This is a genomic window from Pseudomonas grandcourensis (genome assembly GCF_039909015.1).
In the GTDB taxonomy this organism is placed as follows: Bacteria; Pseudomonadota; Gammaproteobacteria; order Pseudomonadales; family Pseudomonadaceae; genus Aquipseudomonas; species Aquipseudomonas grandcourensis.
In genome coordinates this window covers 5,056,579-5,082,742 of sequence record NZ_CP150919.1, presented here as the reverse complement: position 1 = coordinate 5,082,742, position 26,164 = coordinate 5,056,579, and the positions used below count along the sequence as shown (strand labels likewise).

Genomic DNA, 26,164 nt, shown 5'->3' with positions numbered 1-26,164 from the left:
GTAGTAAGTAAAACTGACGTGACGCAAGAAGCAAAAAAAATTGTAGGCGTTGATTCTTTTTCGAGCAACTTTTAACTGAATTGTTTAAAAAACATCCAGCTGCAAGGCCCGTGGCTGAGCGAGCTGACGAGAAAAAGTTCCTGTGGCGCGGCGCTCTTTTTCCTGGTCCGGCTAAAGTCCGCCTACATGGATTCGTCTACACTTTTGTTCGGCTTTTGTGTGGCGCCTCTCAATATCTTTCTCGATGTTCAGGTGACTTTAACAACGGGCGCTCGTCTTAAGTCTCAACATCCGGCAATGTACGGGCTATCGACTCCGAGTGATCTTCGGTCGAGCCAATCCTGCGTGATCCGGAGCAGCACCCGCCAACCCGCACGTTGACGAGCGCACCTTGAGCATTTCTGCCAATGGTGCCTACTATTTGTACGTGCTCGGTAGCGCGAGATCGGTGCAGCTCTTCTCGGTGTCCATTCAGGCACGGGGTGGCGTAGATGTTCCTTCGCCGGAAAAACATCGGTAAGGTAGGGGTCGGAATTCCAGACCCGCGAGGAGTAGTGATGAGCGAGGCGTTGTCCATCCACCATGACCAGGCTGGTCATCAGTTCGAGACCAATGTGGACGGTCATCGTGCCTATCTGACCTATATGGATCTGGGGAAACAGACCCTGGATATCTATCGCACCTTCGTGCCCAACGCATTGCGTGGTCGCGGTATTGCGGCAGCCTTGACCGAGAAGGCGCTGGAGTACGCTGACGAAATGGGCTACACGGTCATTCCATCGTGCTCCTACGTCGAGCGCTACATGGAGCGTCACCAGCGGCATGCGGCCAAGCTGAGTCAGTGACCTTCAACAAAACGAATGCATAAAAAAACGCCGGGTTCAGCCCGGCGTTTTTGTGTGTGCTGCAAAAAAGATCAGCTGCGATCGCGTTTGGGCAGCACATCCTTGAGCTTGGCATGCATGCTGCGCAAGGTGTTTTCGGTCGCGGTCCAGTCGATGCAGGCGTCGGTGATCGACACGCCGTACTGCAGGTCGGCGAGGTCTTTCGGGATCGCCTGGGCGCCCCAGTTCAGGTGGCTTTCTACCATCAGGCCGATGATCGACTTGTTGCCTTCGAGGATCTGGTTGGCGACGTTCTCCATCACCAGCGGTTGCAGGGCTGGATCCTTGTTGGAGTTGGCGTGGCTGCAATCGACCATGATGTTCGGCTTGATCTTCGCCTTGTTCAGTGCCTGCTCGCAAAGCGCAACGCTGACCGAATCGTAGTTCGGCTTGCCGTTGCCGCCGCGCAGCACCACGTGACCGTAGGCATTGCCCTTGGTGGTCACGATCGACACGCCACCTTCCTGGTTGATGCCCAGGAAGCGGTGCGGGCTGGAAACCGACTGCAGGGCGTTGATCGCCACGGTCAGACCGCCATCGGTGCCGTTCTTGAAGCCGACGGCCGAGGACAGGCCGGAGGCCATTTCACGGTGAGTCTGGGACTCGGTGGTGCGCGCGCCGATGGCCGACCAGCTGATCAGGTCCTGCAAATATTGCGGGGAGATCGGGTCGAGGGCCTCGGTGGCGGTCGGCAGGCCTTTTTCGGCCAGGTCCAGCAGCAACTGGCGACCGATGTGCAAGCCGTCCTGGATCTTGAACGAGTCGTCCAGGTACGGGTCGTTGATCAAGCCTTTCCAGCCGACGGTGGTACGTGGCTTCTCGAAATACACGCGCATGACCAGATACAGGGTATCGGACACTTCGGCGGCGAGAACCTTCAGGCGCTCGGCATATTCGTGGGCTGCCTTGATGTCGTGGATCGAGCAAGGCCCGATGACGACGAACAGGCGATGGTCGGTGCCATCCAGAATATTGCGAATGACTTCGCGGCCCTTGGTGACGGTGCGCAGTGCGGCGTCGCTCAGGGGAATATCGCGCTTGAGCTGATCGGGAGTGATCAGGGTCTCGTTGGAGGCGACGTTTAGGTCGTTGATCGGTAAATCAGCCATCGTTTACTCGTCAGGTCACGGGTGCCGGCCGCCAGCGAACCCGCGCGGCGGAGCACAGCAAATTAAGCGCGTCGGGGAGCCGAACCTTAGCGCGTTACACCGTGGCTCGACAATGGGCAGACGCCGGTTTGGTGGGGTTTCGCAGTCAGTTTCCCTGCCGTGAGGGGCAAACCGATCAAGAACGCCTCTATTCCAGCACCGGTTGCGCAAAAGCCTTGCGCACCGAATCGTGAGAGAACTCGTCGGCGTGCTCCTGGACCCATTCAAGGGCCAGGGCCTGGATATCCTGCAAGTCTTCGTGGGCGTCATGCAGGCGGCAGTAGCGTTCGATCTGGCACACCTGCTCGCCCATCCGGGCGCTGAACAGCGTTTGTTCATCGACGAAGGCGATGCCCACCAGATAACCGCGCTTGCGTCGCAGGCACCAGGCGACATAGCCCAGGTAGCGCATGTCCGGGTTCACGGTCGGCATGCGTACCTCCAGCGCCGTGCCGTGGCGCCACGCGCGGTGATAATTGCAAGCCATGCCCCCGAGGCTGATAGTGTGCAGCTGCCGCCGCGAAATACATTCAGGTTTCAGCAACGTTAATTCGACGGGCACTTCGTCAGGGTGAGGAATAAATCGTCCCATGAACACAGACTCCATGTGTCGGCCATCTGACATTGTTCCCTCCAGTATAGTGGTCGAATTGGAACTGACCGATTTTGACGCCGACCAACGGCTGCTGGCGATGAGCGGCGTATCGCTGGTTATTTTCACCAGTGTCGGCTGCGCCAGTTGCCGGTTTGCCCGCGAGCAATTGCCGACACTCGATCTGGCAGTCGACCGACTGTGCTGGATCGATGCCGGCAACAACGGTGGGGTGGTCGAGCGTTATCAGGTCTTTCACTTGCCGGCGCTGTTTGTCGTTCGCGACGGTGAATTCTTTGGAGCACTGAAATCGCGCCTGACCGACACCGAGCTCAATCGGGCCGTGCGCCAGGCGCTGAGTCGAACAGCAGAGGAGTTGCCATGATGGGAGCAGTTGCCAGGCCGACGATCGGCATTATCGGGACCGGCGCAATCGGCGGTTTCTACGGGGTGATGCTGGCGCGTGCCGGTTTTGATGTGCATTTTCTGCTGCGCAGCGAGTTTTCCGCTGTGGCCGAGCACGGGTTGCAAGTCGATAGCGCGCCCCACGGTGCACTGACGTTGAACCCGGTCCAGGCTTATTCGAACGCTGAAGACATGCCGCCCTGCGACTGGCTGCTGGTGGGCGCGAAAACCACCAGCAACGCCGACCTGGCACCCGCCATCCTGCAGGCGGCGGCACCGAACGCCAAGGTACTGCTGCTGCAAAACGGCCTGGACGTCGAAGACAGCCTGCGCGCATTGCTCCCCGATTCGCTGCATGTGCTCGGAGGGCTCTGCTACATCTGCGTCCATCGCGAGGCGCCGGGCGTCATTACCCATCAGGCGCTGGGCGCGGTACATGTGGGTTATCACAGCGGTCCCGCCGATGGGCCGGCACGCAGCGCAATTGTCGAGGAGGGCGTCGGGCTGTTTCGCAGCGCCGGCCTCGACTCCCAGGCCATGGCGAATTTACATCAGGCGCGTTGGCAAAAACTGGTCTGGAATATCCCTTACAACGGTCTCTCGGTTTTGCTGGGGGCGAGCACCACACCGTTGATGGCCGATGCCGACAGTCGCGAGCTGATCAAGGCGCTGATGGCTGAAGTGGTGCAAGGCGCAATCGCCTGCGGGCACGACATACCGGCAGGGTATGCCGAGCACTTGTTCATGGTGACCGAGAAAATGCCCGACTACTGGCCGAGCATGTACCACGATTACTTGCACAAGCGACCGCTGGAACTGGCCGCGATCTACGCCCGGCCTTTGGCGGCGGCGACGGCTGCCGGGTGTGAGATGCCACGCATCGAGGCCTTGTATCGCAGTTTGAGTTTCATTGATCGACGCAACACCTGAGTAGACCGACCTGAGGGGGAAGGGCATGCCAAAGGCAATTGACGACAAGCTGGTGCTGGCGATTTCTTCGCGGGCTCTGTTCGACCTGAGCGAAAGCCACAAGGTCTATCTGTCGAGTGGCGTCGAAGCCTACCGGCAATATCAGATCGAACATGAAGACGAAATCCTCGAGCCCGGCGATGCCTTCCCGTTGGTGCAGAAACTCCTGAACCTCAACAACAGCCTCGGCCGAGCCCGGGTCGAGGTGATTCTGGTGTCGCGCAACAGCGCCGACACCGGGCTGCGGGTGTTCAACTCGATTGACCACTACGGACTGGCGATTTCCCGTGCGGCCTTTGTCGGCGGGCGCAGTCCGTATCCCTACCTCAAGGCCTTTGGCTGCGACCTGTTTCTCTCGACCCACGCCGAAGACGTACGCAATGCGCTGGACGCCGGGTTCGCGGCAGCGACCATTCTGTCGGGCGGTGCCAGCCGTGCGGCCAGCGACGAATTACGCATTGCCTTCGACGGAGACGCGGTGCTGTTTTCCGATGAGTCGGAGCGCATTTATCAGGCCGGTGGTCTGGAAGCGTTCCAGGCCAGCGAGCGTGAGGCCGCCCGAGAGCCGTTGCGCGGTGGGCCGTTCAAGGGCTTTCTCGCCGCCCTCAATCTGTTGCAGCGTGAGTTCCCGGAGGACGCCTGTCCGATCCGTACCGCGCTGGTCACGGCGCGATCGGCACCGGCGCATGAGCGGGTTATTCGCACGTTGCGCGAATGGGACATCCGTCTCGACGAGTCGCTGTTCCTCGGCGGCCTGACCAAGTCGGCCTTTCTCGAAGCCTTCGCGGCCGACGTGTTTTTCGACGATCAGGCCGGCCATTGCGAATTGGCCCGTGAAGTCGTCGCCACCGGTCATGTGCCCCATGGCATAAGCAACGAACAAAAGGTTTAAGCCCACCGTTCAATGCGTTGCGCCGGACGTCGTAGTCGCCAAGGCACTGCTAAGCTGAATCAAATCTCCGCCATGTTGGCAGTCGAGGAGGTCATATGATTCGTACGATGCTGTATGCCACTGACCTTGGCCTGTATGCGCCCGTGGTGATGCAGCATGCCCTGGAACTGGCCAGGACCTTCAATGCCGGTTTGTATGTCGTGCATGCGGTTGAACCCATGGGGTTGTTTGCCGAATCGGTGCTGCAAAGTTATCTCGATGAACAGGCGCTGAACGAGTTTCACAGCCAGGGCCTGAGTACGGTGATCGCCAGTATCGAGCAGCGGGTGCTCGACAGTTTTCGTGAGGAGTTGGGGGATGAAGGGGAGCACGACCTGGAGCGGATTCAGGCAGTACGGGTGCTGCAGGGCGATCCGTCGCAGGTGATTCTGGACCAGGCGCAGAAACTCTCCGTGGATTTGTTGATCGTAGGTAGTCACAGCCATGGTGCCGGTGCGGAAACGCCTTTGGGGCGAACCGCCGCCCGTGTGTTGCAACTGTCCAAGGTGCCGGTCTATCTGGTGCCGTTGGTGCAACGACGTCGCCAAGGGGACCGCTAGGACACGAATAATGGCAATCTGATAAAAAAGTTCTAGATTTATTCTTCGAGCCATTAATATAGTTATATATCGTCGCTGATGCCCGTGGCGTCTACCTGCTTTGAGGGATTCATATGAAGCTTCAACAATTGCGCTACATCTGGGAAGTGGCGCACCACGACCTCAACGTTTCCGCTACAGCCCAAAGCCTTTACACCTCTCAACCCGGCATCAGCAAACAGATCCGTCTGCTGGAAGACGAACTGGGCGTCGAGGTTTTTGCTCGCAGCGGCAAGCACCTGACCCGCGTTACCCCGGCCGGCGAGCGCATCATCACCACCGCCGGCGAGATCCTGCGCAAGGTTGAAAGCATCAAGCAGATCGCCCAGGAATTCTCCAACGAGAAGAAAGGCACCCTGTCGATTGCCACCACTCACACCCAGGCGCGTTATGCATTGCCGCCGGTGATCAGCAATTTCATCAAGCAATACCCGGATGTGGCCCTGCACATGCATCAGGGATCGCCGATGCAAATCGCCGAAATGGCCGCTGACGGCACCGTGGATTTCGCCATCGCCACCGAAGCGCTCGAGCTGTTCGGTGACCTGGTGATGATGCCGTGCTACCGCTGGAACCGTTGCGTGGTCGTGCCTCAGGGCCACCCGCTGACCAAGCTGTCGAAACTGACCCTCGAAGCACTGGCCGAATACCCGATCGTGACGTACGTGTTCGGTTTTACCGGCCGTTCGAAACTCGACGAAGCCTTCAGCCATCGCGGCCTGACGCCGAAAGTGGTGTTCACCGCTGCCGACGCCGACGTGATCAAGACCTATGTTCGCCTAGGGCTGGGCGTGGGCATCGTGGCGAAAATGGCTGTCGATACCAAGCTCGACAGCGACCTGGTGGTACTCGATGCCAGCGAACTGTTCGAGTCCAGCGTGACCAAGATCGGTTTCCGTCGCGGCACCTTCCTGCGAGGCTTCATGTGCGACTTCATCGAGAAGTTCGCGCCGCACCTGACCCGCGAAGTCATGGCCAAGGCCATTCAGTGCCACAACAAGCAGGAACTGGAAGAGCTGTTCGAGGGCGTCGAACTGCCCGTTCACTGACAGCGTTTCCTGCCGCTCAAACCACCTCGGTGACAGCGAACTGTTGCCGAGCGCCCGCCACCATGATCTCCACCTCGTCACCCTCGAACTTGCCCAGCAGGCTTTTGCCCAGCGGTGAGCGCGGGGTGATGACGGTGATCAGTTGCCCCACCAGATCGACCTTCAGCCCGGCTGCATCGGGTGCCAGAAACAGCCATTGTTCGCGTCCCTTTTCGTCCTCCAGCCCGAGCAGCGCGCCCACTTCGATGCCCCGCTGATCGTCATACGGGCGCAGGGCCAGGTTCTGGCAGAGGCTCAATGACTGGCGAATTTCCTCGACCCGCCTGGCTTGCCCCGCTGCGAGATAGGACGCTTCCAGCCCCAGGGTGTCGTACTTGTTCTCGGCGATGTTTTCTTCGTGGGTCGCCGTTTCGTAGGCGGTTTGCGCGGCCCGTTCGGCGATGTCGAGATCGATCCGCAGCTTGTCGAGAATCAGTTGGTGGACGGTTTGCTTATTCATGATCAATCGCAGAATTGCAGGACGTTGGCGCGGCTTTTTTCGCTGGGTGCAGTCCGGTCCTGTTGCAGCCAGAACTGACAGCTTGGGTTGGACAGGTTGCGACTACTGTTGCGGGCCTGATCGAGCCGTTGCTGCTGCTCGTTCTTGCGCAGGTTTTCTTCATATTGCTCGAACAGCGGGCTTTGTGACGGCATATTCGGCACCGGTTGAGCCACTGCGGGTGGTTGGGCCAATTGCGCTACCGCCGCCGCGACCGGGGCGAGTTGCTCGCTGAAAAGCAGGCGCGACGCGAGCCAGCAGGTCAGCACGATGGCAATGAATCCCAGCCACATGCCGAGGGCGATGCTGCCGGTGAGTTGCAGGGCGTTAAGGCTGATCGGGACGGATCGGCGTGGAGTGGGGCGGTGGGGCATGATTGCCTCTTGGCGAAAGGTCACTGGCGGGTGGCGATTGTCGCATGAAGAATAATCGCCGTCGGCTCTTCTGCACGGGGTAATTTATGCGGACAATCGGCGCCTTTGCCAACGGGAGCCTGGAATGCCTGAAATGAAAACCCGCTGGGATATTTTTTGCACCGTGGTCGACAACTTCGGCGATATCGGCGTGACCTGGCGACTGGCCCGGCAACTAGTGGCCGAACATGGGCTGGCGGTGCGTCTATGGGTCGATGACCTGCGAGCGTTCGAACGCCTGTGCCCGGAAATCGACATCCATGCTGCGCAGCAGTGGCAGCACGATGTCGAAGTGCGCCAATGGCCCGCCGAGTGGCAGCCGACCGAAGCCGCCGATGTGGTGATTGCTGCCTTTGCCTGCCAATTGCCGAGCGCCTATATGGAGGCCATGGCCGAAAGGGAAAAGACGCCGCTGTGGATGAACCTCGACTATCTGAGCGCCGAAGACTGGGTGATCGGCTGCCACGGTTTGCCCTCGGTGAAGTACAAAAACGTGCAGAAGTTCTTCTTCTTCCCTGGATTCCGGAAGGGCACCGGCGGACTGCTGCGTGAGCGAGGGTTGCTGGAACGGTGTCGGCAATTTCAGCAAAACCCGCAGGCTCAAACAGAGTTCCTGCAAGGTTTGGGGATTGATCCTGCTCCCGGCGCGCAGCTGATCTCATTGTTTGCCTACGAAAACACCGGTCTGGCCAGTTGGCTCGATGCAATGGCTGGCGATTCGACGGCCACTCATTTGCTGGTGCCGGAAGGGCGGATTCTCGGCGACGTCGAGCGCTGGCTCGGTGTGACGGGTTTGGCGGCCGGTGCCGTGCATGTGCGGGATGCCTTGACCGTGCAAGTGCTGCCATTCGTCCGCCAGGATCAATACGACCGGTTGCTGTGGTGCTGCGATTTCAATGCCGTGCGCGGCGAAGATTCCTTCGTGCGCGCCCAATGGGCCGGCCGGCCATTTCTCTGGCACATCTACCGGCAGGAGGAAGACATCCACCTGGACAAGCTCGAAGCCTTCCTCGAACTTTATGTAAAAGGGCTTTCGGATCCTGCGCGGGAGGCGATCAGCGGTCTCTGGCGGGCGTGGAACGCTGGTGAAAAAATAGCCGACCACTGGCAATTCACCCGTAAACACTGGCCAGAGCTGAAAAAACACGCCGAGGCGTGGTGTCAGGAACAGGCCTTGCAGGCCGATCTTGCCACGGCGCTGGTACAGTTTTATGGAAATTGGATATGATACGCGGCCTAGATTTTTGTAAATCCCATCCAAATTCGGATATTCGCAATGAAAACTGGTAAAGAACTGAAACCCGGGACCGTGATTCGTCTCGAAAACGATCCTTGGCTGGTTCAGAAAGCTGAATTCACCAAGTCCGGTCGTAACAGCGCGATCATGAAGACCAAGCTGAAGAACCTGCTGACCGGTTACAAGACCGAGATCGTTTACAGCGCCGACGACAAACTGGACGACGTAATCCTCGACCGCAAAGAAGCGACCCTGTCCTTCATCAGCGGCGACACCTACACGTTCATGGACACCACCGACTACACCATGTACGAGCTGAACGCTGAAGACATCGAAGCCGTTCTGCCTTTCGTTGAAGAAGGCATGACCGATGTTTGCGAAGCGATCTTCTTCGAAGAGCGTCTGGTATCCGTAGAACTGCCGACCACCATCGTGCGCGTAGTTGACTACACCGAAGGTTCGGCTCGCGGCGACACTTCCGGCAAAGTAATGAAGCCAGCCAAGCTGAGCAACGGTACCGAGCTGCAAGTTGCTGACTTCATCGAAATCGGTGACAAGATCGAGATCGACACCCGCGAAGGCGGTTCCTACAAAGGCCGTGCCAAATAAGCACAGCTTCAGGAATGAAAAAGCCCGACCATTGAGTCGGGCTTTTTTGTGCCTGCGATTTCGGGTTCAACCAGAAACGCTGTGGGAGCAAGCTCGCTCCCACAGTTTTTATTTCAGGTGTTCCTTTAGCTCTTGCGAAGCCTGCAACATCGCCGAACGCACCGCTGGCACCTGGCTGACGACGTTGAGCAAACCGTAGTCGTGGATCAGGCCGTTGTAGCGTACCGAGGTCACCGGCACACCGGCTTCATCGAGTTTACGGGCGTAGGCTTCGCCTTCGTCGCGCAGCACGTCGGCTCCGGCGGTCTGCACCAGCGCTGGAGGCAGTCCTTTCAACTGGGCGGTGGTCGCGCGCAGCGGTGAGGCGTAGATCTCGTTCCGTTGATTGGCGTCGGTGGTGTAGTTGTCCCAGAACCACTTCATCATGTTTTTGGTGAGGAAGTGCCCTTCGGCAAACTGGTTGCAGGACGCGGTTTCGAAATTGGCATCAGTCACCGGCCACAGCAGCACCTGGAACCTGATCGCAGGTGTGCCCTTGTCCTTGGCCATCAGTGCAACCACCGCCGCCATATTGCCGCCGACGCTGTTGCCGGCTACCGCCAGGCGCTGGCCATCGACATTGATCTCTTTACCGTGCTCGGCCACCCATCGGGTCGCCGCGTAAGCCTGGTTGATCGCCACCGGGTAATGCGCTTCCGGCGACGGCGTGTAGTTCACGAACACGGCCGCGGCACCCGAACCCGTCACCAGGTCACGCACCAGCCGCTCGTGGGTCGGGAAGTCCCCCAGCACCCAGCCACCGCCGTGGAAGAACATGAACACCGGCAGCTCACCCTTGACCCCGGCCGGCCGGACGATGGTCAGGCTGATCGGTTGGCCGTCGACTTGAATGGTCTTCTGGCTGACATCGGCTTTTGGTAGCGTCAGCTTCACCCCGGCCTGCGCGCCAACCAGTACGGCGCGGGCTTCGGCGGGTGTCATTTGTTCCATCGGCTTGCCGGTGCCGGCGTTCAGAACGTCGAGGAATGCCTGGGTGTTGTGTTCAACCCCGGTACCTGCAAACGCGTTGCTGATGGACAGGGCGAGAAGGGTACCGGTCAAGACTTTGCTGAAAGTGTTCATGTTCGTTTCCTGTTCGGGCCTGGGTAGCCAGTGCTTAGACGGTTACGTGCAGGCGCACATCGACATTGCCACGGGTGGCGTTGGAGTACGGGCAGACCTGGTGGGCTGCGTCGACCAGTGCTTGTGCATCGGCTTGCTCAAGACCCGGCAGGCTGATGTGCAGGTCGATGTCCAGACCGAAGCCGCCGGGGATCTGGCCAATGCCGACGTGGGCGGTGATCGAAGCGTCGTTCGGGATGCTGCGCTTGGTCTGGCTGGCCACGAATTTCAGGGCGCCGATGAAGCAGGCGGAGTAGCCGGCAGCGAACAGTTGCTCTGGGTTGGTGGCTGCGCCGCCGGCACCGCCGAGTTCTTTCGGCGTGGCGAGCTTGACGTCGAGGATGTTGTCGCTGGAAACCGCACGACCGTCACGGCCACCGGTGGAAGTTGCGATTGCGGTGTAGAGAGTTTGCATGGTGTAAGCCTCGTTCAGGGTTTGGTTTATTTGCGCTAAATGTTTGCGCGCTAAGTAAGTGCGAGGTGAATGTATCGCGCAAATATTTAGTGCGCAATATAAATTTTCAAAGAAATTTGAAAAGGCGAAATGTCAGCGGGGGCGTTTTTGTTGGAAGTGTTGAGCTAGAGCTATCGAGGGGGATTTTTCAAGAGGATGTGGCGAACCCGATTTTTCGGTCCCGCGCAAAAAAAATGTGGGAGCGAGCAGGCTCGCTCCCACAGGGGGCTGTGCTGGCCTTGAAATTACAGGCTGTCTTGCAGGTGGCGACGCAACTCCTGCAGTTCCGCTTGCAGGTTTTGCAGGCGCTCCATGGTCATCCCGCTGGCGCCGAGGATGCACTGGGGAACATCACGGGCCTTGTCGCGCAATGCCCGGCCCTGTTCGGTGAGTTCGACGATCACCACCCGCTCGTCTTCACGGCTGCGGGTTCGGCTGAGCAGGCCTTCGGCTTCCAGGCGCTTGAGCAGTGGCGTCAACGAGCCTGGATCGGTCAGCAATCGCGTGCTGATTTCACCTACAGTCAAACCGTCTCTTTCCCACAGCACCATCATCGCCAGGTATTGCGGGTAGGTCAGGCCCAGCGCTTGCAGCAAGGGCTTGTAGACCTTGGTCATCATCAGCGAAGTGGAATGCAGGGCAAAGCAGGCCTGATTGTCCAGCAGCAGGTTGTCGCAATTGTCCGGGGTGTTGCGCTCGGTGGTCATGTCGAAGCCTTGATCTGTGATCTCAAGAATCTAGCGGGCGAATCTTTAATGCGCCAGATAATTTTGCTCAGAGTCGTTGCAAATGGGTTTGCAGCACCAGATCCCAGGGCGGAATCGGGCTGAAGCGGGTTTTCAGGTACTCCAGCAACAAGCGACTGCGGGAGTTGGGCTGCTGTTCCAGGCGCAAGGCGTAGATGCCGGCGCTTTCCGGTTTCGGCAGACCGCTGTCGCAGAACAGCGGCAGCAATTCACCGCGCAACAGGTACTCGCTGGCCAGCCAGGTCGGCAGATGCGCGATACCCAGTCCGGCCAATGCACCGCACACCAGCGCCTCGGCATTGTTGGCGCTCATGCGGATCCGCGCCGGCCGGTGCAACTGCATTTGCCCGTCGCGCTCGAAACGCCAGGCGAAGGGCGGGGCCAGGCCATCCCAGTCGAGTCCGTCGTGTTCAATCAGCTGTGACGGCTCGGTCGGCACGCCGCGACGCCGCAAATAATCAGGGCTGGCGCAGGCGATACGCACTATGCTCGCCAGTGGCGTGGCCACCAGCCGGGTATCGGCCAATTGCCCGGCGCGCAACACCAGATCGACCTTGCCGAGGTTCAGGCCCTGCATGTCGACGAAGCTGTCGATCAAGTGCAGTTGCACATCGAGCCCGGGGTAGAGCATCAGGAAATCGGCAATCACCGGTGCCAGGTGCAGGCGACCAAAGGCTGCCGGCGCGTCGATACGAATCAGGCCTTCAGGCGCGCTGCTCAGGGACACGGCCTCGGCCCGGGCCAGGCGCAACTCGGCGACGATCCGCCGTGCGCGTTCGGCAAAGGCCAATCCCGCCGGAGTGGCACGTACCGCATGCGTGCTGCGCAGGAACAGTTGACTGCCGACCGCGCTTTCCAGGCTGTCGATACGCCGTGCCACGGCCGAAGGGGTCAGCGGATGACGGCGCGAGGCGGCGGAAAAACTGCCGGTTTCCAGCACATCGAGGAACAAGGCCAGTTGGTCGGTCAGTTGATTGGGGTTCATGGCAGGTTTGCGCTTGTGCGAATTTGGCACAGCCATTGTGCGATGCTGTGCGTTTCCGCGCCAGAAGCAACTGCGTAGGATCAAAGGCCTGACGGCAACGGGGGAAAATGCTGTGATTGAGTTCTTGATGTATCTGGCGTTCGGCGCTGCGTTGGGCACGCTCGGCGGGTTGTTTGGCATCGGCGGCGGCCTGATCGCCATTCCGCTGCTGGGCGTGCTGTTCGGGCTCGATCAGCAGATTGCCCAAGGCACAGCGCTGGTGATGGTGGTGCCGAACGTGATGCTGGCGCTGTGGCGCTATCATCAGCGCAACCGGATCGAACCGCGCCACGCGTTACCGCTGGCCATCATGGGGTTCTGCTTCGCCTGGCTCGGGTCGATCTGGGCGGTGGGCATTGATGCGCAAACCATGCGCATAGGCTTTGTCGCCTTTCTAGTAGCGCTGTCGGCGTACAACCTCGTTCGCATGTTCGCCACCAGCGCCCCGCCGGTTTCGCAGATGAACTACTCATGGCCCTGGCTTGGCTTGCTTGGCGCTGCGTCCGGCACGATGGGCGGGTTGTTCGGCGTGGGGGGCGCGGTGGTGGCGACACCGGTGCTGACCAGTCTGTTCGGCACCAGCCAGGTGGTTGCGCAGGGGCTGTCGTTGGCGCTGGCCTTGCCGAGTACGGGGGTGACGCTGGTGACTTACGCCGCGCACCATCAGGTCAGTTGGGTGATCGGCTTACCCTTGGCGGTTGGTGGGTTGATGAGCATCAGTTGGGGCGTGAAGGTTGCCCACGCATTGCCGGAGCGGCTGCTGCGCGGGCTGTTTTGCGGGTTCCTGGTGTTCTGTGCGGTGATGCTCGCCTTCAAGGTTTGAAGCCATCGATGATGTGCTCGGCCAGGCACTCGGTGATCGGCGACGGGTTATGCAGGTTGCGCACGAGCATGATGCTGGCCTCGGGCAGCAGCGGCAGGTCCTCTGCCTCGCCGAGGATGCGCATGTCCGCGGTGATCAGGCTTTCAAGCTGCGCCGTGACGGCCAGGCCGGCGCTGACCACCGCCATGATCGCCGACAGGCTGTCGCTGTTGTACGCCACCCGATAGTCGCGCCCCCGGGCATCCAGGGCGTTACAGGCCCACTGGCGGCAGAAGCAATCACTGTTGAACATCGCCAGTGGCAGCGGCGTTTGCTCATGAGCGCTGTAGCATTGCGCTTCGGCCCAGACAAAACGCTCCTTGCGCAACAACTGGCCGATTTCACTGCCCGGTTCGCGGGTTACGATGGACAGGTCCAGATCCTGGCGCATCAACAGTTGTTTCGATGATTCGCAGTGCACTTCTATCTGAATCAGCGGGTAAGACTGGGCAAACCGGCGCAGAATCCCCGGGAGGAACCGCATCACATAATCGTCCGGTGTGCCGATGCGCACGGTGCCGACCATGTCGGGTTCACGCAAGGTGTTGAACACTTCGCTGTGCAGCTTGAGGATTCGTCGCGCATAGCCCAGCAATACCTGGCCTTCGGCCGTCAGTCGCACCTGCCGCCCGTCGCGCTGGAACAACTGGCGCTGCAGCACATCTTCTTCCAGTCGTTTCATCTGCATGCTGACGGCTGACTGGGTGCGGTTGACGATTTCGCCGGCGCGGGTAAAACCGCCCTGGTCGGCGATGGCGACGAAGGTGCGCAACACTTCGGTATCGATACTCGGGTAGGCGGACATCCATCAATCTCCGAGATATGTGACATCAGAAACATTCGTTGGATTGATCTTAGACCCGGCGCGAGACTGGAGCCATCCAAACGGAGGGCAACAAGATGAAAGGTCAACACGAGTTCCACGGATCAGAAAAACACTCGATTCACGTGATATCCGATCTGCTGCACAAGGTCGGCCGCTGGTACGAACTGCATCGCGAGCGCGAATTGCTGGCGAGCTTGAGCGACGAAGCACTCAAGGACATCGGCATGAGCCGTGCGGATGTGGAGAACGAGTCGATCAAGCCGTTCTGGAATGACCCGATGCATAAATGATGAATGCCACGCTACACAAACCCCTTACCGGTGAGGTAGGTTGCGAGCAGACAAGGAGGCACCCATGCCCGCAACGTTGTCCTTTACCCTCAAACAGGCTCGGCGTCTGGCGCTGGCCGCCCAAGGGTTCAACGGGCGGTCGCCGCCAGCGGCGATCAAGGCTGTTGCGCTCAATCGCCTGATCGAACGGCTGGGCATTCTGCAGATCGATTCGGTCAATGCATTGGTGCGTTCGCACTACCTTCCGCTGTTTTCCCGCCTCGGCAATTACTCCTCCGATTTGCTCGACCAGGCTGCCTGGAGCCAGGGCCGGCGCCGTACGTTGTTCGAGTATTGGGGGCATGAAGCCTCGTTGTTGCCACTTTCCATGTACCCGTTGATGCGTTGGCGCATGCAGCGTGCGAGCCGTGGCGAAGACATCTATCAGCAATTGGCGCGCTTTGGCCGTGAACAGCAAGACACTATTCGCAAGGTGCTGGCTTCGGTCGAGGAGCAGGGCGCGCTGGGGGCCGGAAATCTGTCGACCCGTCAGGAACGAGCCGGCCCCTGGTGGGACTGGAGCGCGGAAAAGCATGCGCTGGAGTGGTTGTTCGCTGCCGGTGAAGTGACCGTTGCCGGACGACGCGGATTCGAAAGGCTCTACGATCTGCCGGAGCGGGTGATTCCCCGGGCGGTGCTTGCGCACCCCGTGCTGAGTGAAGACGAGGCCCAGCACGGCCTGTTGCGGCATGCGGCAACGGCCTTGGGGGTCGGTACGGAGAAAGACTTGCGTGACTATTTCCGCTTGAACCCCGCGGACAGTCGTCCACGTTTGGCCGAGTTGGTCGAGGCCGGTGAATTGCAGACTTGCGAAGTTCAGGGCTGGCGGCAACCGGCCTATTGTCTGGCCGAGCCAAAAGTGCCGCGCAAAGTCCCCGCCAGCGCATTGCTCTCGCCGTTCGATTCGCTGATCTGGGAGCGCAGCCGGACCGAGCGGTTGTTTGATTTTCGCTATCGGCTGGAGATCTACACGCCACAGGACAAACGGGTATACGGCTATTACGTCCTGCCGTTTTTGCACAACGAACGCATTGCCGCACGGGTCGATCTGCGCGCCGAACGGGCGGCGGGCCGTTTGGCCGTACATGCGGTGCATGAAGAGGACGCGGGGCTGGATGAGGAGGGGATGCTGGCGTTGGCGGTCAATCTGCGGCAGATGGCGGATTGGTTGGGGCTGGTGCAGGTTCAGCTCAATTGCCCGCGGGCGAGTGCGGCAAGGTTGCGGGTGGCATTGGCGCAGATTGATGGTGGCTGAGCTGGCCTCTTCGCGAGCAGGCTCCCACAGGGGAACGCGGTCCAATGTGGGAGCGAGTCTGCTCGCGATGAGGGCGCCGGAATTTAGCGCCGAACCTGCTTCAGAGTCTCGGCAATCAAAAACGCCAGCTCCAGCGACTGATCGGCATTCATCCGCGGGTCGCAGTGGGTGTGGTAGCGATCAGACAAGCCATCCTCGGTGATTGGCCGCGCACCACCGATGCACTCGGTCACGTTCTGCCCGGTCATTTCGATGTGTATACCACCGGCATAGCTGCCTTCGGCTTCGTGCACCTGGAAGAACTGCTTAACCTCACCAAGGATTTGCGCAAAGTCGCGGGTCTTGTAGCCGCTGCTGGCCTTGATGGTGTTGCCGTGCATCGGGTCGGAACTCCACAGCACCTGCTTGCCTTCGCTCTGGACGGCACGGATCAGCTGCGGCAAGTGATCGCCGACCTTGTTCGCGCCCATCCGCGCAATCAGGTTCAGGCGGCCCGGGTCGTTGTCCGGGTTCAGCACGTCGATCAGGCGAATCAGGTCGTCGGGGTTCATGCTCGGGCCGACCTTGACCCCGATCGGATTGTTCACCCCGCGCAGGAATTCGACGTGGGCGCCGTCGAGCTGACGGGTGCGGTCGCCGATCCACAGCATGTGCGCCGAGCAGTCGTAATAATCGTTGGTCAGGCTATCGCGACGCACGAAGGCTTCTTCGTAGTTCAGCAGCAGCGCTTCGTGGGCGGTGAAGAAACTGGTCTCGCGCAGTTGTGGCGAGGTGTCCATGCCACAAGCGCGCATGAACGCCAGGGTTTCATCGATGCGGTCGGCCAGGTGGCTGTATTTTTCCGCCAGCGCCGAGTTGGCAATGAAGTCCAGGTTCCACTTGTGCACCTGATGCAGATCGGCAAAACCGCCCTGGGCGAACGCGCGCAGCAGGTTCAGGGTGGCGGTGGACTGGTGATAGGACTGCAGCAGGCGCTCCGGGTCCGGCACGCGGCTTTTTTCGTCGAAACCGATACCGTTGACGATGTCGCCACGGTAGGCAGGCAGGGTCACGCCATCGATGGTTTCGTCATTGGCCGAACGGGGTTTGGCGAACTGCCCGGCCATGCGCCCGACCTTGACCACCGGGCAGCCGGCGGCAAAGGTCATCACGATCGCCATCTGTAACAACACCTTGAAGGTGTCGCGGATTTTCGCCGCGGAGAACTCGGCGAAACTTTCAGCGCAGTCGCCACCCTGCAACAGAAACGCGCGGCCCTGGGTCACCTCGGCAAACTGACGGCGCAACTCCCGGGCTTCGCCGGCAAACACCAGCGGCGGATAGCTGGCCAGGGACTGCTCGACCTGCTGCAAATGCGCGGCGTCGGGGTATCGGGGTTGTTGCTGGATCGGCAGGGCGCGCCAGCTGTCAGGGCTCCAGGGTTGGCTCATCACGGTCTCTAGTGTTTTCGCTCGGACGTCCATGTTATCAGCAAATTAGTGCGTGACCTGTTCCCGTCGCTTCGCCGACAATCTCGCCTTTGCCGCTCTCTACACGCGGTGTTATTGCGTTGCCGGCCCCGGTGACGATCAGGAGATGAAATGACTGAGGAACGCGTCGAGCATCTGCTCGCCGAGGTACAGGACGAGTTCGGCGTGATTCGCGTGCTGGAAGTGGCCGATTACCGTTTTCTCGAGTTCGGTGATGCCATCGAGCAAAGCTGCGTGTTTACGGCCGATCCGAGCTGGCTCGAGTACGACTACACCCGGGCGATGCTGATCGGCGCGCTGTGCCACGAGCAACCGGAAAGTGCGCTGTTTCTCGGTCTTGGCGCCGGGACGCTGACCCAGGCCTGCCTCAAGTTCCTGCCGCTGGAAGATGTCGAAGCCATCGAGCTACGCCCGGATGTGCCGCGCCTGGCCATCGAGTACCTGGGGCTGGATGACGATCCGCGCCTGTACATCCGCGTTGGCGATGCGCTGGAGCTGCTGGACACTGCAGAGTCGGCGGACCTGATTTTCGTCGACCTTTATACCGATGTCGGGCCGGGTGTCGGGCATCTGGCCTGGAGTTTTCTGGAAAACTGCCAGAAGCGATTGAATCCGGGTGGCTGGCTGGTCATCAATCAGTGGGCTACCGACGATGGCAAACCCTTGGGCGCCGCCTTGTTGCGCGGTTTGTATCATCGACATTACTGGGAGCTGCCGGTGAAGGAGGGCAACGTGATTCTGATCGTGCCGTCGGAGCTGGACCAGGAGCTGGACATGAACGGCCTGATCGCCCGCGCCGAAGCGCTGGCACCGCGGTTGGGGTATTCGCTGGACTCGTTGATCAAGTGCATTCGTCCGGCGACATGAGTTGTCTGTGAAGGCGTCATCGCGAGTAAGCTCGCTCCCACATTTGACTGCGATCCCCTGTGGGAGCGAGCTTGCTCGCGATAGCTTTCCAACTGGCGATACAAGGCTAAAGCCCTTTGAACACTCCAGGCCGCCGCTCCACCATCGACCGCACACCCTCCTTGACGTCCTCGCTGGCCATCAACTTCTTGACCAGCAGCGGCAACGCCTTTGCCGCGGCGGTTTCCCCTTCATACCGGGCCTGTCGCGCAGACATCAGCGTCGCCTGCACCCCAAGCGGTGCCTGGCGGGCGATCCGTTCGGCCAGTTCAATCGCCCGGGGCAGTAGATCCTCGCTGGCCATGACTTCCTGCACCAGGCCCAGGTGCAAGGCATCACGGGCGTCGAATTCATCACCGGTCAATAACCAGCGCATGGCGTTACCCCAACCGGAGACTTGATGCAGGCGCAGGGTCGCACCGCCGAACGGGAAGAGTCCGCGCTGCACTTCCATCTGCGCGAACCGGGTATTGCTGGCGCACAGGTTGATGTCGGCGGCCAGCATCAGCTCGATGCCGATGGTCAGGCAGTAGCCTTTGGCGGCGACGATCACCGGTTTGCTGACCCTGGGGCCTGCGAACACCCCCCACGGATCACAGCCTCCGGGCGGAGCCTGCCAGCCATCTGCCAGTGTGACGCTGGCATTGACCAGGTCGAGCCCGGCGGTGAAGTGCTCGCCATGAGCGAACACCACCGCCACCCGCGCCTCGCTGTCGACCTCGAACTCGCCATAGGCCAGGCTCAACGCGTTGAGCAGGTCGAGATCGAAGGCATTGCGCTTGGCCACCCGATCCAGACCAATCAGGAACACATGGCCATGCCGTTCGCGGCTGACTCGACTGGAACTGGGCTGATTCATGGAGCGGTCCTCGGGGTGGGAAAGGCGTGCCAGACCGGCGGTCTGCACGGCAAAGGGTGAACCGTTTTAGCGCCATCACCCGCAAGGCCGGGCCTTTGAAAAATAGACGGCTGATCGATTATTCGCAAAGCCTGTGACACAACGGTGTATCCGGTGAATTTTAGATAAAAAAAGCTCCCTTTTTGGGCGAATTCCGGTATAGTGCGCGCCGGCCTTTAACCGGGCCGCGTTTAGGTAGCGCAATTCCCCGAAGCCAGCTTCGGCTGCACGTCCGCCCAGCGGACTCTTCCTTGACGATTCTTTTCATTCATTCGTTTTCGCAAATCCCCGCCGACAAAGCTGCCAGGGCGACTCTTGAGTCTCAACACGGCACGCGCAGCTTTGGAGCATGGGTCTTTGCGGATGCACTTAGAGGCAGACCCATGACCCAGGAAACCGGCGGCTTCGCCGCTTTTAATCTTAATCCGAATATTCTTGCAGCCGTCACCGCGACTGGCTACGAAGAGCCATCGGCTATTCAGCAGCAATCGATCCCGATCATCATGGCCGGTCACGACATGATTGGTCAGGCGCAAACCGGTACGGGTAAAACCGCTGCGTTCGCCCTGCCGATCCTGCATCGCATCGATCCTGCAAAGCGCGAACCGCAAGCCCTGATCCTGGCCCCAACTCGTGAGTTGGCGCTACAAGTTGCAACCGCTTTCGAAACCTATGCCAAGCAAATGCCGGGCGTAACTGTTGTGGCTGTCTACGGCGGCGCGCCGATGGGCCCACAGCTGAAAGCAATCCGTAATGGCGCACAGATCGTTGTCGCCACTCCGGGCCGTCTGTGCGACCACCTGCGTCGCGACGAAAAAGTACTGGCGACCGTGAACCACCTGGTTCTCGACGAAGCCGACGAAATGCTCAAACTGGGCTTCATGGACGACCTGGAAGTTATCTTCAAGGCCCTGCCTGTCACCCGTCAGACCGTATTGTTCTCGGCCACCCTGCCGCAGTCGATCCGTGCCATTGCTGAACGCCACCTGCGCGATCCGCAACACGTGAAGATCCAGACCAAGACCCAGACCGTTACCGCGATCGAGCAGGCTCACCTGCTGGTTCACGCTGACCAGAAGACTTCGGCCGTTCTCAGCTTGCTGGAAGTGGAAGATTTCGACGCCCTGATCATGTTCGTGCGCACCAAGCAAGCGACCCTGGATCTGGCCAGTGCCCTGGAAGCCAAAGGCTACAAAGCCGCTGCGCTGAACGGTGACATCGCCCAGAACCAGCGTGAGCGTGTGATCGACTCCCTCAAGGATGGCCGTCTGGACATCGTTGTGGCGACCGACGTTGCTGCTCGTGGCCTGGACGTTCCGCGCATCACTCACGTGTTCAACGTTGACATGCCGTACGACCCAGAGTCCTACGTTCACCGTATCGGCCGTACCGGCCGTGCCGGTCGCGAAGGTCGTGCACTGCTGCTGGTGACTCCGCGTGAGCGCCGCATGCTGCAAGTGATCGAGCGTGTAACCGGTCAAAAGGTTGCTGAAGTTCGCCTGCCAGACGCTCAAGCCGTTCTGGATGCGCGCATCAAGAAGCTGACCAACAGCCTGTCGCCGCTGGTTGCTGATGCCGAATCGACTCATGGCGATCTGCTGGATCGTCTGACCGCCGACATCGGTTGCACCCCGCGTGCCCTGGCCGCTGCTCTGCTGCGCAAGGCTACCAACGCTCAAGCGCTGACCCTGGCTGCTATCGAGAAAGAACGTCCACTGGTGCCGAACAATGCACCGCGTGGCGATCGTCCAGAGCGTTCCGGTGATCGTCCTGAGCGTGGTGACCGCGAGCGTCGTGCTCCGATGCCACTGGGCGAAGGCCGTGCACGTTGCCGTACCGCGCTGGGCGCGCGTGACGGTATCGCTGCCAAGAACCTGCTGGGCGCCATCCTCAACGAAGGTGGTCTGGCGCGTGAAGCCATCGGTCGCATCCAGGTGCGTGACAGCTTCAGCCTCGTCGAGCTGCCGGAAGATGGTCTTGAGAAGTTGCTGACCAAGCTGAAGGACACTCGCGTTGCCGGCAAGCAGTTGAAGCTGCGTCGCTACCGCGAAGATTGATCCGCTCTCGGGCTGATTGATCGAACATGAAAAATCCCCGACTGGTTCGGGGATTTTTTTGCCTGCTGTTTTGTGGTCGATGATTGATTTGTGTCGCGGTCTGTCAGTCGAAGCGGTAAATGTCCATGCCCAGCGCACCCATGGTGAACCCTTGGTGAGCAACGCTGAACTGCCCCCCGGCAGCTCGGGCAAAGTACAACGGCAACAAGTGCTCATCACTCGGATGATTGCGTACAGCGTTTGGCGCCTGCGCACGATAGTCGTGCAATGCGGCTTCGTCGTTCGCGGCGAGTTTGTCGATCATCCAGTCGCGAAATGCCTGGGCCCAGGGTTCAACACTCTCCGGGCCGGCATGCCAGTCCAGTTCCCGCAGATTGTGAGTGATGCTGCCGGAGCCGATCAGCAGCACGCCTTGTTCACGCAGGCTGGCCAGCGCCTGGCCAACGCGGGTCTGCAGGGCGGGGCCATCACGGGAGGGCAGCGAAACCTGGACAATCGGGATGTCTGCCTGCGGATACATCAGCGATAACGGCACCCAGACGCCATGGTCGAAAGGCCGATTGCTGTCGATACGTGCAGCAAGGCCAGCGCTTTTCAATAACCCGGCAACCTCGGCGGCGAGTCGTGGGTCGCCGGGAGCCGGGTACTGGACTTCGAACAGGGCTTTGGGAAAGCCACCGAAGTCATGCCAGGTTTCCGGTTGTGGATTGCCGCTGACCAGCAGCTCATTGCTTTCCCAGTGCGCGGAAACAATCACGATGGCTTTTGGCTTCGGTATCTCGGCGGCCAGGCGGGCGAGTGCCGGCCCGCTGGCACCGGGATTCAGGGCGAGCATGGGGGAGCCGTGGGATATATACAGGCTGGGGAACATGAACGAGCTCCTGAGAGTTAAGATGCAACATCTTCAGTCAGATCATTAATCTAAATCTAATATAAGTTTTAGGGTGTTTTGATCGAATTTTCGGGGTTATTTATGCAGCCGGAGTTTTGGCACAAAAAATGGGCGGCGAACCAGATCGGCTTTCACCTGCCGCAGGTGAACCCTCATCTGAAGCGGTTCTGGCCAGCGCTAAGCCTTGAAGAAGGCGCACGCGTGTTGGTGCCGTTATGTGGAAAAAGCCTGGATTTGCTATGGCTCGCCCATCAAGGCCATGAGGTCCTGGGAGTCGAGCTGTCGGAAAAAGCCGTCGAGGAGTTTTTCAGCGAACATGGCTTTGATCCGGCCGTCAGCGAGCAGGGGCCGTTCAAGGTTTATCGGGCAGGTTCCATCGAGCTGTGGTGCGGCGATTTCTTCGAACTGACGGCAGGCGATGTTGCCGATTGTTCCGCGCTTTATGATCGCGCGGCGTTGATCGCGCTGCCGACGGAAATGCGCGAGCGCTACGCGGCCCATTTGAAGCGGATACTGCCGAAGGAGTCCCTTGGCCTGTTGATTACCCTGGACTATGACCAGGCGCAAATGCCCGGCCCGCCGTTTGCCGTACTCGATGATGAGGTGCGGCGGCTGTTCGGGGACTCGTGGGCGCTGAAGATCCTGGAAGATCAGGATGTGTTGAGCGAGAGCGGGAAGTTTCTGGAGGCGGGCGTTACGCGGCTGGAGGAGCGGGTATATCGGGTTTCCAGTCGGTAATAGTGGGTAGCTTTACTGGCCTGCTCGCGATGAGGCCGGAATGAGCGCCGCGCCAATCTGTAGATAAAAAAAGGCCCGCATCGCTGCGGGCCTTTTGCTTTGCTGTGGCGTGTATCAGCCCCGGCGACGAGCCAGAGCGTCGATACGCTCTTCCAGAGGCGGGTGGCTCATGAACATGCGAGCGAACCCTTGCTTGATGCCACCGTTGATGCCGAAGGCATTCAGGGTGTCGGGCATGTGTACCGGCAGCCCTTGTTCCGCCCGCAGGCGTTGCAGGGCGCCAATCATCGCGGCGGTGCCGGCCAGGTTTGCACCGGCTTCGTCGGCACGGAATTCGCGCTTGCGCGAGAACCACATGACGATGGCGCTGGCCAGGATGCCCAGAACCAGTTCGGCGAAGATGGTTGCCACGTAGTAGGCAATGCCCTGGCCTTCTTCGTTCTTGAAGATCACCTTGTCGACGAAATTGCCGATGATCCGTGCGAAGAACATCACGAAGGTGTTCACCACACCCTGGATCAACGCCAGGGTAACCATGTCGCCATTGGCGACGTGGCCGATTTCATGGGCCAGGACGGCTTTCACTTCATCCGGCGAGAAGCGCTCGAGCAAGCCCTGGCTGACCGCGACCAATGCGTCGTTCTTGTTCCAGCCGGTGGCGAAGGCGTTCGCCTCGTAGGCCGGGAAGATACCGACTTCGGGCATCTTGATCCCGGCTTCGCGGGACAGTTGCTCGACGGTTTGCAGCAGCCATTGCTCGTGACGGGTGCGTGGCTGGGTGATGATCTGGGTGCTGGTGCTCATCTTCGCCATCCACTTGGAGATGAACAGCGAAAACAGCGAGCCGGCGAAACCAAAGACCGCACAGAAGATCAGCAGCTGATTGAGGTTGAGGTCAACCCCATTGGCCGCCATGAACCCGTTGAAGCCGAAAAGGCTCAGGGTGATGCTGGCAATCAGCACGACCGCCAGGTTAGTGGCCAAGAACAGCAGGATGCGCATCATGGTTGTAGAAATCTCCTCAAGCTAAAGATGTAGCGTACTGCGGGGTATATAAGGTGCTGCACCGGGGTATTCAACCGGGTGACTATTTCAAACTGTGTCCTACGGCAATAGTCTAGCTGCTTGCAGGGCATTTCCGACAAGTGTGCGGGAAGTGTTTGTCAGTCAATTCATGTCGAAGACCCCCGCCTTTGTTAGGCGCGAGCAGGCAAGGCGCTGTCCGGCAGTGCACAAAGCAACTGCCAGTGGCGCCATGCAAACAAATGTTGCCGGATGAATCACCGTGCGACGTGCAGGAGCGTCGCACAGTGACAGATCGCTTACTGGCGGTAGGACTTGAGGAAGCCGCCGATGCGTCCGATGGCCATCTCCAGGTCATCGACACGGGGCAGGGTCACGACGCGGAAGTGGTCTGGCCATGGCCAGTTGAACGCGGTGCCTTGAACCACCAGCAACTTCTCGGAGAGCAGCAGGTCGAGAACGAATTTTTCGTCGTTATGGATCGGGCAGACCTTGGGGTCGATTCGCGGGAATGCATACAGCGCACCCATCGGCTTGACGCAGCTCACGCCCGGAATGTCGTTGAGCAACTCCCAAGTGCGGTTGCGTTGCTCCAGCAGGCGGCCCTGGGGCAGCACCAGGTCATTGATGCTCTGATAGCCACCCAGGGCGGTCTGGATCGCATGCTGGCTCGGCACGTTGGCGCACAGGCGCATGTTCGCCAGCATGTCGATGCCTTCGATATAGCTCTGGGCGTGGTGTTTCGGGCCGGAAATGGCGATCCAGCCGGAACGGAAACCGGCCACGCGATAGGACTTGGACAGACCGTTGAAGGTCAGGCACAGCAGGTCCGGCGCCAGGGAGGCGGTGCAGATGTGCACGGCGTCGTCGTAGAGGATCTTGTCGTAGATCTCGTCGGAGAACACCACCAGATTGTGCTGGCGGGCCAGTTCCAGCATGCCCAGCAGCACTTCCTTCGAATACACCGCGCCGGTCGGGTTGTTCGGGTTGATGATCACTAGGGCCTTGGTGTTCGGGGTGATCTTGGCCTTGATGTCGGCCAGGTCCGGCCACCAGTTGGCTTGCTCGTCGCACAGGTAATGCACCGGATTGCCGCCGGACAGGCTCACGGCTGCGGTCCACAATGGATAGTCCGGCGCCGGCACCAGCACTTCGTCGCCATTGTTGAGCAGGGCCTGCATCGACATCACGATCAGTTCGGAAACGCCGTTGCCCAGGTAGATGTCTTCAATGCCGACGCCTTCCACCTGCTTTTGCTGGTAGTACTGCATCACGGCCTTGCGCGCACTGAACAGGCCCTTGGAATCGCTGTAGCCCTGGGCGGTCGGCAGGTTGCGGATCACGTCCTGGAGGATTTCATCCGGTGCTTCGAAACCAAAGGGCGCCGGGTTGCCGATGTTCAGCTTGAGGATGCGATGGCCTTCCTCTTCCAGGCGCTTGGCGTGCTTGAGCACCGGGCCGCGAATGTCGTAGCAGACGTTGGCGAGCTTGTTCGATTTGCTGACCTGCATGGCGATGTGTTCCCGAAAATGAACGATCCAGACGGCGTTTGGGCAACCGTGCTGGGAATCCTGCGTATTCACACAGGCCTGACGCCTTGAGATGCAGCACCCATATTTCCGTTTGAATGCGCGTGGTCTGGCTGCCAGACTGGCGTTTGACGAGGCGCAATCATACGTGCCGCCCGATCCGTGGAAAAGGTACAGATCGGGCTTTTTCAGCCGCTGAGGTGTGATGATGGAAAAGTTGGAAAAAACCCTGGAAGAATGGAAGGCGATGCTCGACCCGGAGCAGTACAACGTGTGCCGCCTTAAAGGCACCGAGCGTCCGTTTTCCGGCAAATACAACGCCACCAAGACCGACGGTGTCTACCACTGCATCTGCTGTAGCGAACCGCTATTCGACTCGGGAACCAAGTTCGACTCCGGCTGCGGCTGGCCAAGTTTCTACGCGCCGATCGGCGACAGCGCCATGACCGAAATACGTGATGTCAGCCACGGCATGATCCGCACCGAAGTGGTCTGCGCCAAGTGCGACGCGCACCTGGGGCACGTATTCCCTGATGGCCCGCCGCCGACAGGCCTGCGTTACTGCATCAATTCGGTGTGCCTGAGCCTGGTGCCTCGCGAGTAAGCCCACGAAGCGATCCG

29 protein-coding genes are annotated in these 26,164 nt (G+C 60.0%); 15 read left to right on the top strand and 14 right to left on the bottom strand.

Annotated features, from left to right (window positions below; genetic code table 11):
• Positions 1 to 557 precede the first annotated feature (557 nt).
• On the top strand, positions 558 to 845 hold the full coding sequence (locus tag AABM52_RS22635) for a GNAT family N-acetyltransferase (protein ID WP_007973562.1): 288 nt from the start codon (positions 558 to 560) through the stop codon (positions 843 to 845).
• Between the two features lie 71 nt (positions 846 to 916).
• Here the strand turns inward: AABM52_RS22635 and AABM52_RS22630 are convergent, their stop codons facing one another.
• Positions 917 to 1,993, bottom strand: coding sequence for a 3-deoxy-7-phosphoheptulonate synthase (locus AABM52_RS22630; protein ID WP_007973561.1), 1,077 nt, complete (start codon positions 1,991 to 1,993; stop codon positions 917 to 919).
• Positions 1,994 to 2,180: 187 nt separating this feature from the next.
• Positions 2,181 to 2,624: a PilZ domain-containing protein gene (locus tag AABM52_RS22625; RefSeq protein ID WP_347908105.1), complete on the bottom strand. Its 444-nt coding sequence runs from the start codon at positions 2,622 to 2,624 to the stop codon at positions 2,181 to 2,183.
• On the opposite strand from AABM52_RS22625, the gene AABM52_RS22620 reads away from it, so the two are divergent.
• From AABM52_RS22620 to cysB, 5 genes are all read left to right on the top strand, one after another.
• Positions 2,623 to 3,009 carry a co-chaperone YbbN gene (locus AABM52_RS22620; RefSeq protein ID WP_046043375.1) on the top strand — a complete coding sequence of 129 codons (387 nt, stop codon included), beginning with the start codon at positions 2,623 to 2,625 and terminating at the stop codon, positions 3,007 to 3,009. The genes AABM52_RS22625 and AABM52_RS22620 overlap by 2 nt on opposite strands.
• Positions 3,006 to 3,959 carry a putative 2-dehydropantoate 2-reductase gene (locus AABM52_RS22615; RefSeq protein WP_347908103.1) on the top strand — a complete coding sequence of 318 codons (954 nt, stop codon included), beginning with the start codon at positions 3,006 to 3,008 and terminating at the stop codon, positions 3,957 to 3,959. The genes AABM52_RS22620 and AABM52_RS22615 overlap by 4 nt, the downstream gene beginning before the upstream one ends.
• Positions 3,960 to 3,984: 25 nt before the next feature.
• A complete protein-coding gene (locus AABM52_RS22610; RefSeq protein WP_110659447.1) occupies positions 3,985 to 4,890 on the top strand; it encodes a 5'-nucleotidase in 906 nt (301 codons plus the stop codon).
• Between the two features lie 95 nt (positions 4,891 to 4,985).
• Complete coding sequence (locus tag AABM52_RS22605) at positions 4,986 to 5,489, top strand: universal stress protein (protein WP_347908101.1); 504 nt, start codon at positions 4,986 to 4,988, stop codon at positions 5,487 to 5,489.
• A 113-nt stretch (positions 5,490 to 5,602) separates the two neighbouring features.
• Entirely contained in the window at positions 5,603 to 6,577 is a 975-nt protein-coding gene (gene cysB, locus AABM52_RS22600) for an HTH-type transcriptional regulator CysB (protein ID WP_015094029.1), read from the top strand.
• Positions 6,578 to 6,593: 16 nt separating this feature from the next.
• On the opposite strand, the gene AABM52_RS22595 is transcribed toward cysB, so the two are convergent.
• Both AABM52_RS22595 and AABM52_RS22590 read right to left on the bottom strand, forming a co-directional pair.
• A complete protein-coding gene (locus AABM52_RS22595) occupies positions 6,594 to 7,076 on the bottom strand; it encodes a GreA/GreB family elongation factor (protein ID WP_056727113.1) in 483 nt (160 codons plus the stop codon).
• Positions 7,077 to 7,078: 2 nt separating this feature from the next.
• A complete protein-coding gene (locus AABM52_RS22590) occupies positions 7,079 to 7,489 on the bottom strand; it encodes a hypothetical protein (RefSeq protein ID WP_347908100.1) in 411 nt (136 codons plus the stop codon).
• A gap of 124 nt (positions 7,490 to 7,613) precedes the next feature.
• Between AABM52_RS22590 and earP the strand changes: the two genes are divergently transcribed.
• Together earP and AABM52_RS22580 are read left to right on the top strand one after the other, a co-directional pair.
• Positions 7,614 to 8,756 carry an elongation factor P maturation arginine rhamnosyltransferase EarP gene (earP, locus tag AABM52_RS22585; protein WP_347908099.1) on the top strand — a complete coding sequence of 381 codons (1,143 nt, stop codon included), beginning with the start codon at positions 7,614 to 7,616 and terminating at the stop codon, positions 8,754 to 8,756.
• A 48-nt stretch (positions 8,757 to 8,804) separates the two neighbouring features.
• Positions 8,805 to 9,374: an elongation factor P gene (locus AABM52_RS22580; protein ID WP_028619992.1), complete on the top strand. Its 570-nt coding sequence runs from the start codon at positions 8,805 to 8,807 to the stop codon at positions 9,372 to 9,374.
• Positions 9,375 to 9,482: 108 nt separating this feature from the next.
• Here the strand turns inward: AABM52_RS22580 and AABM52_RS22575 are convergent, their stop codons facing one another.
• The 4 genes from AABM52_RS22575 to AABM52_RS22560 all read right to left on the bottom strand — a co-directional run bounded on the left by AABM52_RS22575 (position 9,483) and on the right by AABM52_RS22560 (position 12,720).
• On the bottom strand, positions 9,483 to 10,496 hold the full coding sequence (locus AABM52_RS22575) for an alpha/beta hydrolase (RefSeq protein ID WP_347908098.1): 1,014 nt from the start codon (positions 10,494 to 10,496) through the stop codon (positions 9,483 to 9,485).
• A 34-nt stretch (positions 10,497 to 10,530) separates the two neighbouring features.
• On the bottom strand, positions 10,531 to 10,950 hold the full coding sequence (locus AABM52_RS22570) for an organic hydroperoxide resistance protein (protein WP_046031808.1): 420 nt from the start codon (positions 10,948 to 10,950) through the stop codon (positions 10,531 to 10,533).
• Positions 10,951 to 11,234: 284 nt separating this feature from the next.
• On the bottom strand, positions 11,235 to 11,696 hold the full coding sequence (locus tag AABM52_RS22565) for a MarR family transcriptional regulator (RefSeq protein ID WP_347908097.1): 462 nt from the start codon (positions 11,694 to 11,696) through the stop codon (positions 11,235 to 11,237).
• Positions 11,697 to 11,763: 67 nt separating this feature from the next.
• Positions 11,764 to 12,720 (bottom strand): LysR family transcriptional regulator, encoded by a 957-nt coding sequence (locus tag AABM52_RS22560; protein ID WP_347908096.1) that lies wholly within the window; start codon positions 12,718 to 12,720, stop codon positions 11,764 to 11,766.
• 112 nt (positions 12,721 to 12,832) lie between these two features.
• Between AABM52_RS22560 and AABM52_RS22555 the strand changes: the two genes are divergently transcribed.
• The gene (locus AABM52_RS22555; protein ID WP_347908094.1) at positions 12,833 to 13,582 is read left to right on the top strand and encodes a sulfite exporter TauE/SafE family protein; all 750 of its coding nucleotides are present in this window, start codon (positions 12,833 to 12,835) and stop codon (positions 13,580 to 13,582) included.
• Here the strand turns inward: AABM52_RS22555 and AABM52_RS22550 are convergent.
• Entirely contained in the window at positions 13,572 to 14,426 is an 855-nt protein-coding gene (locus AABM52_RS22550) for a LysR substrate-binding domain-containing protein (RefSeq protein WP_347908093.1), read from the bottom strand. The two genes, AABM52_RS22555 and AABM52_RS22550, sit on opposite strands and share 11 nt — an antisense overlap.
• A gap of 95 nt (positions 14,427 to 14,521) precedes the next feature.
• On the opposite strand from AABM52_RS22550, the gene AABM52_RS22545 reads away from it, so the two are divergent.
• Both AABM52_RS22545 and AABM52_RS22540 read left to right on the top strand, forming a co-directional pair.
• A complete protein-coding gene (locus tag AABM52_RS22545) occupies positions 14,522 to 14,737 on the top strand; it encodes a DUF1127 domain-containing protein (RefSeq protein ID WP_046043392.1) in 216 nt (71 codons plus the stop codon).
• A gap of 64 nt (positions 14,738 to 14,801) precedes the next feature.
• Positions 14,802 to 16,031 carry a winged helix-turn-helix domain-containing protein gene (locus AABM52_RS22540; protein WP_347908092.1) on the top strand — a complete coding sequence of 410 codons (1,230 nt, stop codon included), beginning with the start codon at positions 14,802 to 14,804 and terminating at the stop codon, positions 16,029 to 16,031.
• 83 nt (positions 16,032 to 16,114) lie between these two features.
• Here the strand turns inward: AABM52_RS22540 and AABM52_RS22535 are convergent, their stop codons facing one another.
• Positions 16,115 to 17,461 (bottom strand): class II 3-deoxy-7-phosphoheptulonate synthase, encoded by a 1,347-nt coding sequence (locus AABM52_RS22535; protein ID WP_347908091.1) that lies wholly within the window; start codon positions 17,459 to 17,461, stop codon positions 16,115 to 16,117.
• A gap of 150 nt (positions 17,462 to 17,611) precedes the next feature.
• On the opposite strand from AABM52_RS22535, the gene AABM52_RS22530 reads away from it, so the two are divergent.
• On the top strand, positions 17,612 to 18,367 hold the full coding sequence (locus AABM52_RS22530; RefSeq protein ID WP_347908090.1) for a spermidine synthase: 756 nt from the start codon (positions 17,612 to 17,614) through the stop codon (positions 18,365 to 18,367).
• Positions 18,368 to 18,473: 106 nt separating this feature from the next.
• Here the strand turns inward: AABM52_RS22530 and AABM52_RS22525 are convergent, their stop codons facing one another.
• The gene (locus AABM52_RS22525) at positions 18,474 to 19,265 is read right to left on the bottom strand and encodes a crotonase/enoyl-CoA hydratase family protein (protein ID WP_347908089.1); all 792 of its coding nucleotides are present in this window, start codon (positions 19,263 to 19,265) and stop codon (positions 18,474 to 18,476) included.
• 422 nt (positions 19,266 to 19,687) lie between these two features.
• On the opposite strand from AABM52_RS22525, the gene AABM52_RS22520 reads away from it, so the two are divergent.
• Positions 19,688 to 21,361, top strand: coding sequence for a DEAD/DEAH box helicase (locus AABM52_RS22520; protein WP_150726297.1), 1,674 nt, complete (start codon positions 19,688 to 19,690; stop codon positions 21,359 to 21,361).
• A 103-nt stretch (positions 21,362 to 21,464) separates the two neighbouring features.
• Here the strand turns inward: AABM52_RS22520 and AABM52_RS22515 are convergent, their stop codons facing one another.
• Positions 21,465 to 22,232 (bottom strand): class III extradiol ring-cleavage dioxygenase, encoded by a 768-nt coding sequence (locus AABM52_RS22515; protein WP_347908088.1) that lies wholly within the window; start codon positions 22,230 to 22,232, stop codon positions 21,465 to 21,467.
• Between the two features lie 102 nt (positions 22,233 to 22,334).
• Here AABM52_RS22515 and AABM52_RS22510 point away from each other — a divergent pair, with 102 nt between their 5' ends.
• Positions 22,335 to 22,991: a thiopurine S-methyltransferase gene (locus AABM52_RS22510; protein ID WP_150756005.1), complete on the top strand. Its 657-nt coding sequence runs from the start codon at positions 22,335 to 22,337 to the stop codon at positions 22,989 to 22,991.
• Positions 22,992 to 23,105: 114 nt separating this feature from the next.
• Here AABM52_RS22510 and htpX read toward each other — a convergent pair whose 3' ends face one another.
• Positions 23,106 to 23,996, bottom strand: a complete 891-nt coding sequence (gene htpX / locus AABM52_RS22505; RefSeq protein ID WP_007973520.1) for a protease HtpX — start codon at positions 23,994 to 23,996, stop codon at positions 23,106 to 23,108.
• A gap of 317 nt (positions 23,997 to 24,313) precedes the next feature.
• Positions 24,314 to 25,525: a pyridoxal phosphate-dependent aminotransferase gene (locus AABM52_RS22500; RefSeq protein ID WP_007973513.1), complete on the bottom strand. Its 1,212-nt coding sequence runs from the start codon at positions 25,523 to 25,525 to the stop codon at positions 24,314 to 24,316.
• Positions 25,526 to 25,751: 226 nt separating this feature from the next.
• Here AABM52_RS22500 and msrB point away from each other — a divergent pair, with 226 nt between their 5' ends.
• Positions 25,752 to 26,147, top strand: a complete 396-nt coding sequence (gene msrB / locus AABM52_RS22495) for a peptide-methionine (R)-S-oxide reductase MsrB (RefSeq protein ID WP_347908087.1) — start codon at positions 25,752 to 25,754, stop codon at positions 26,145 to 26,147.
• Positions 26,148 to 26,164: the final 17 nt, after the last annotated feature.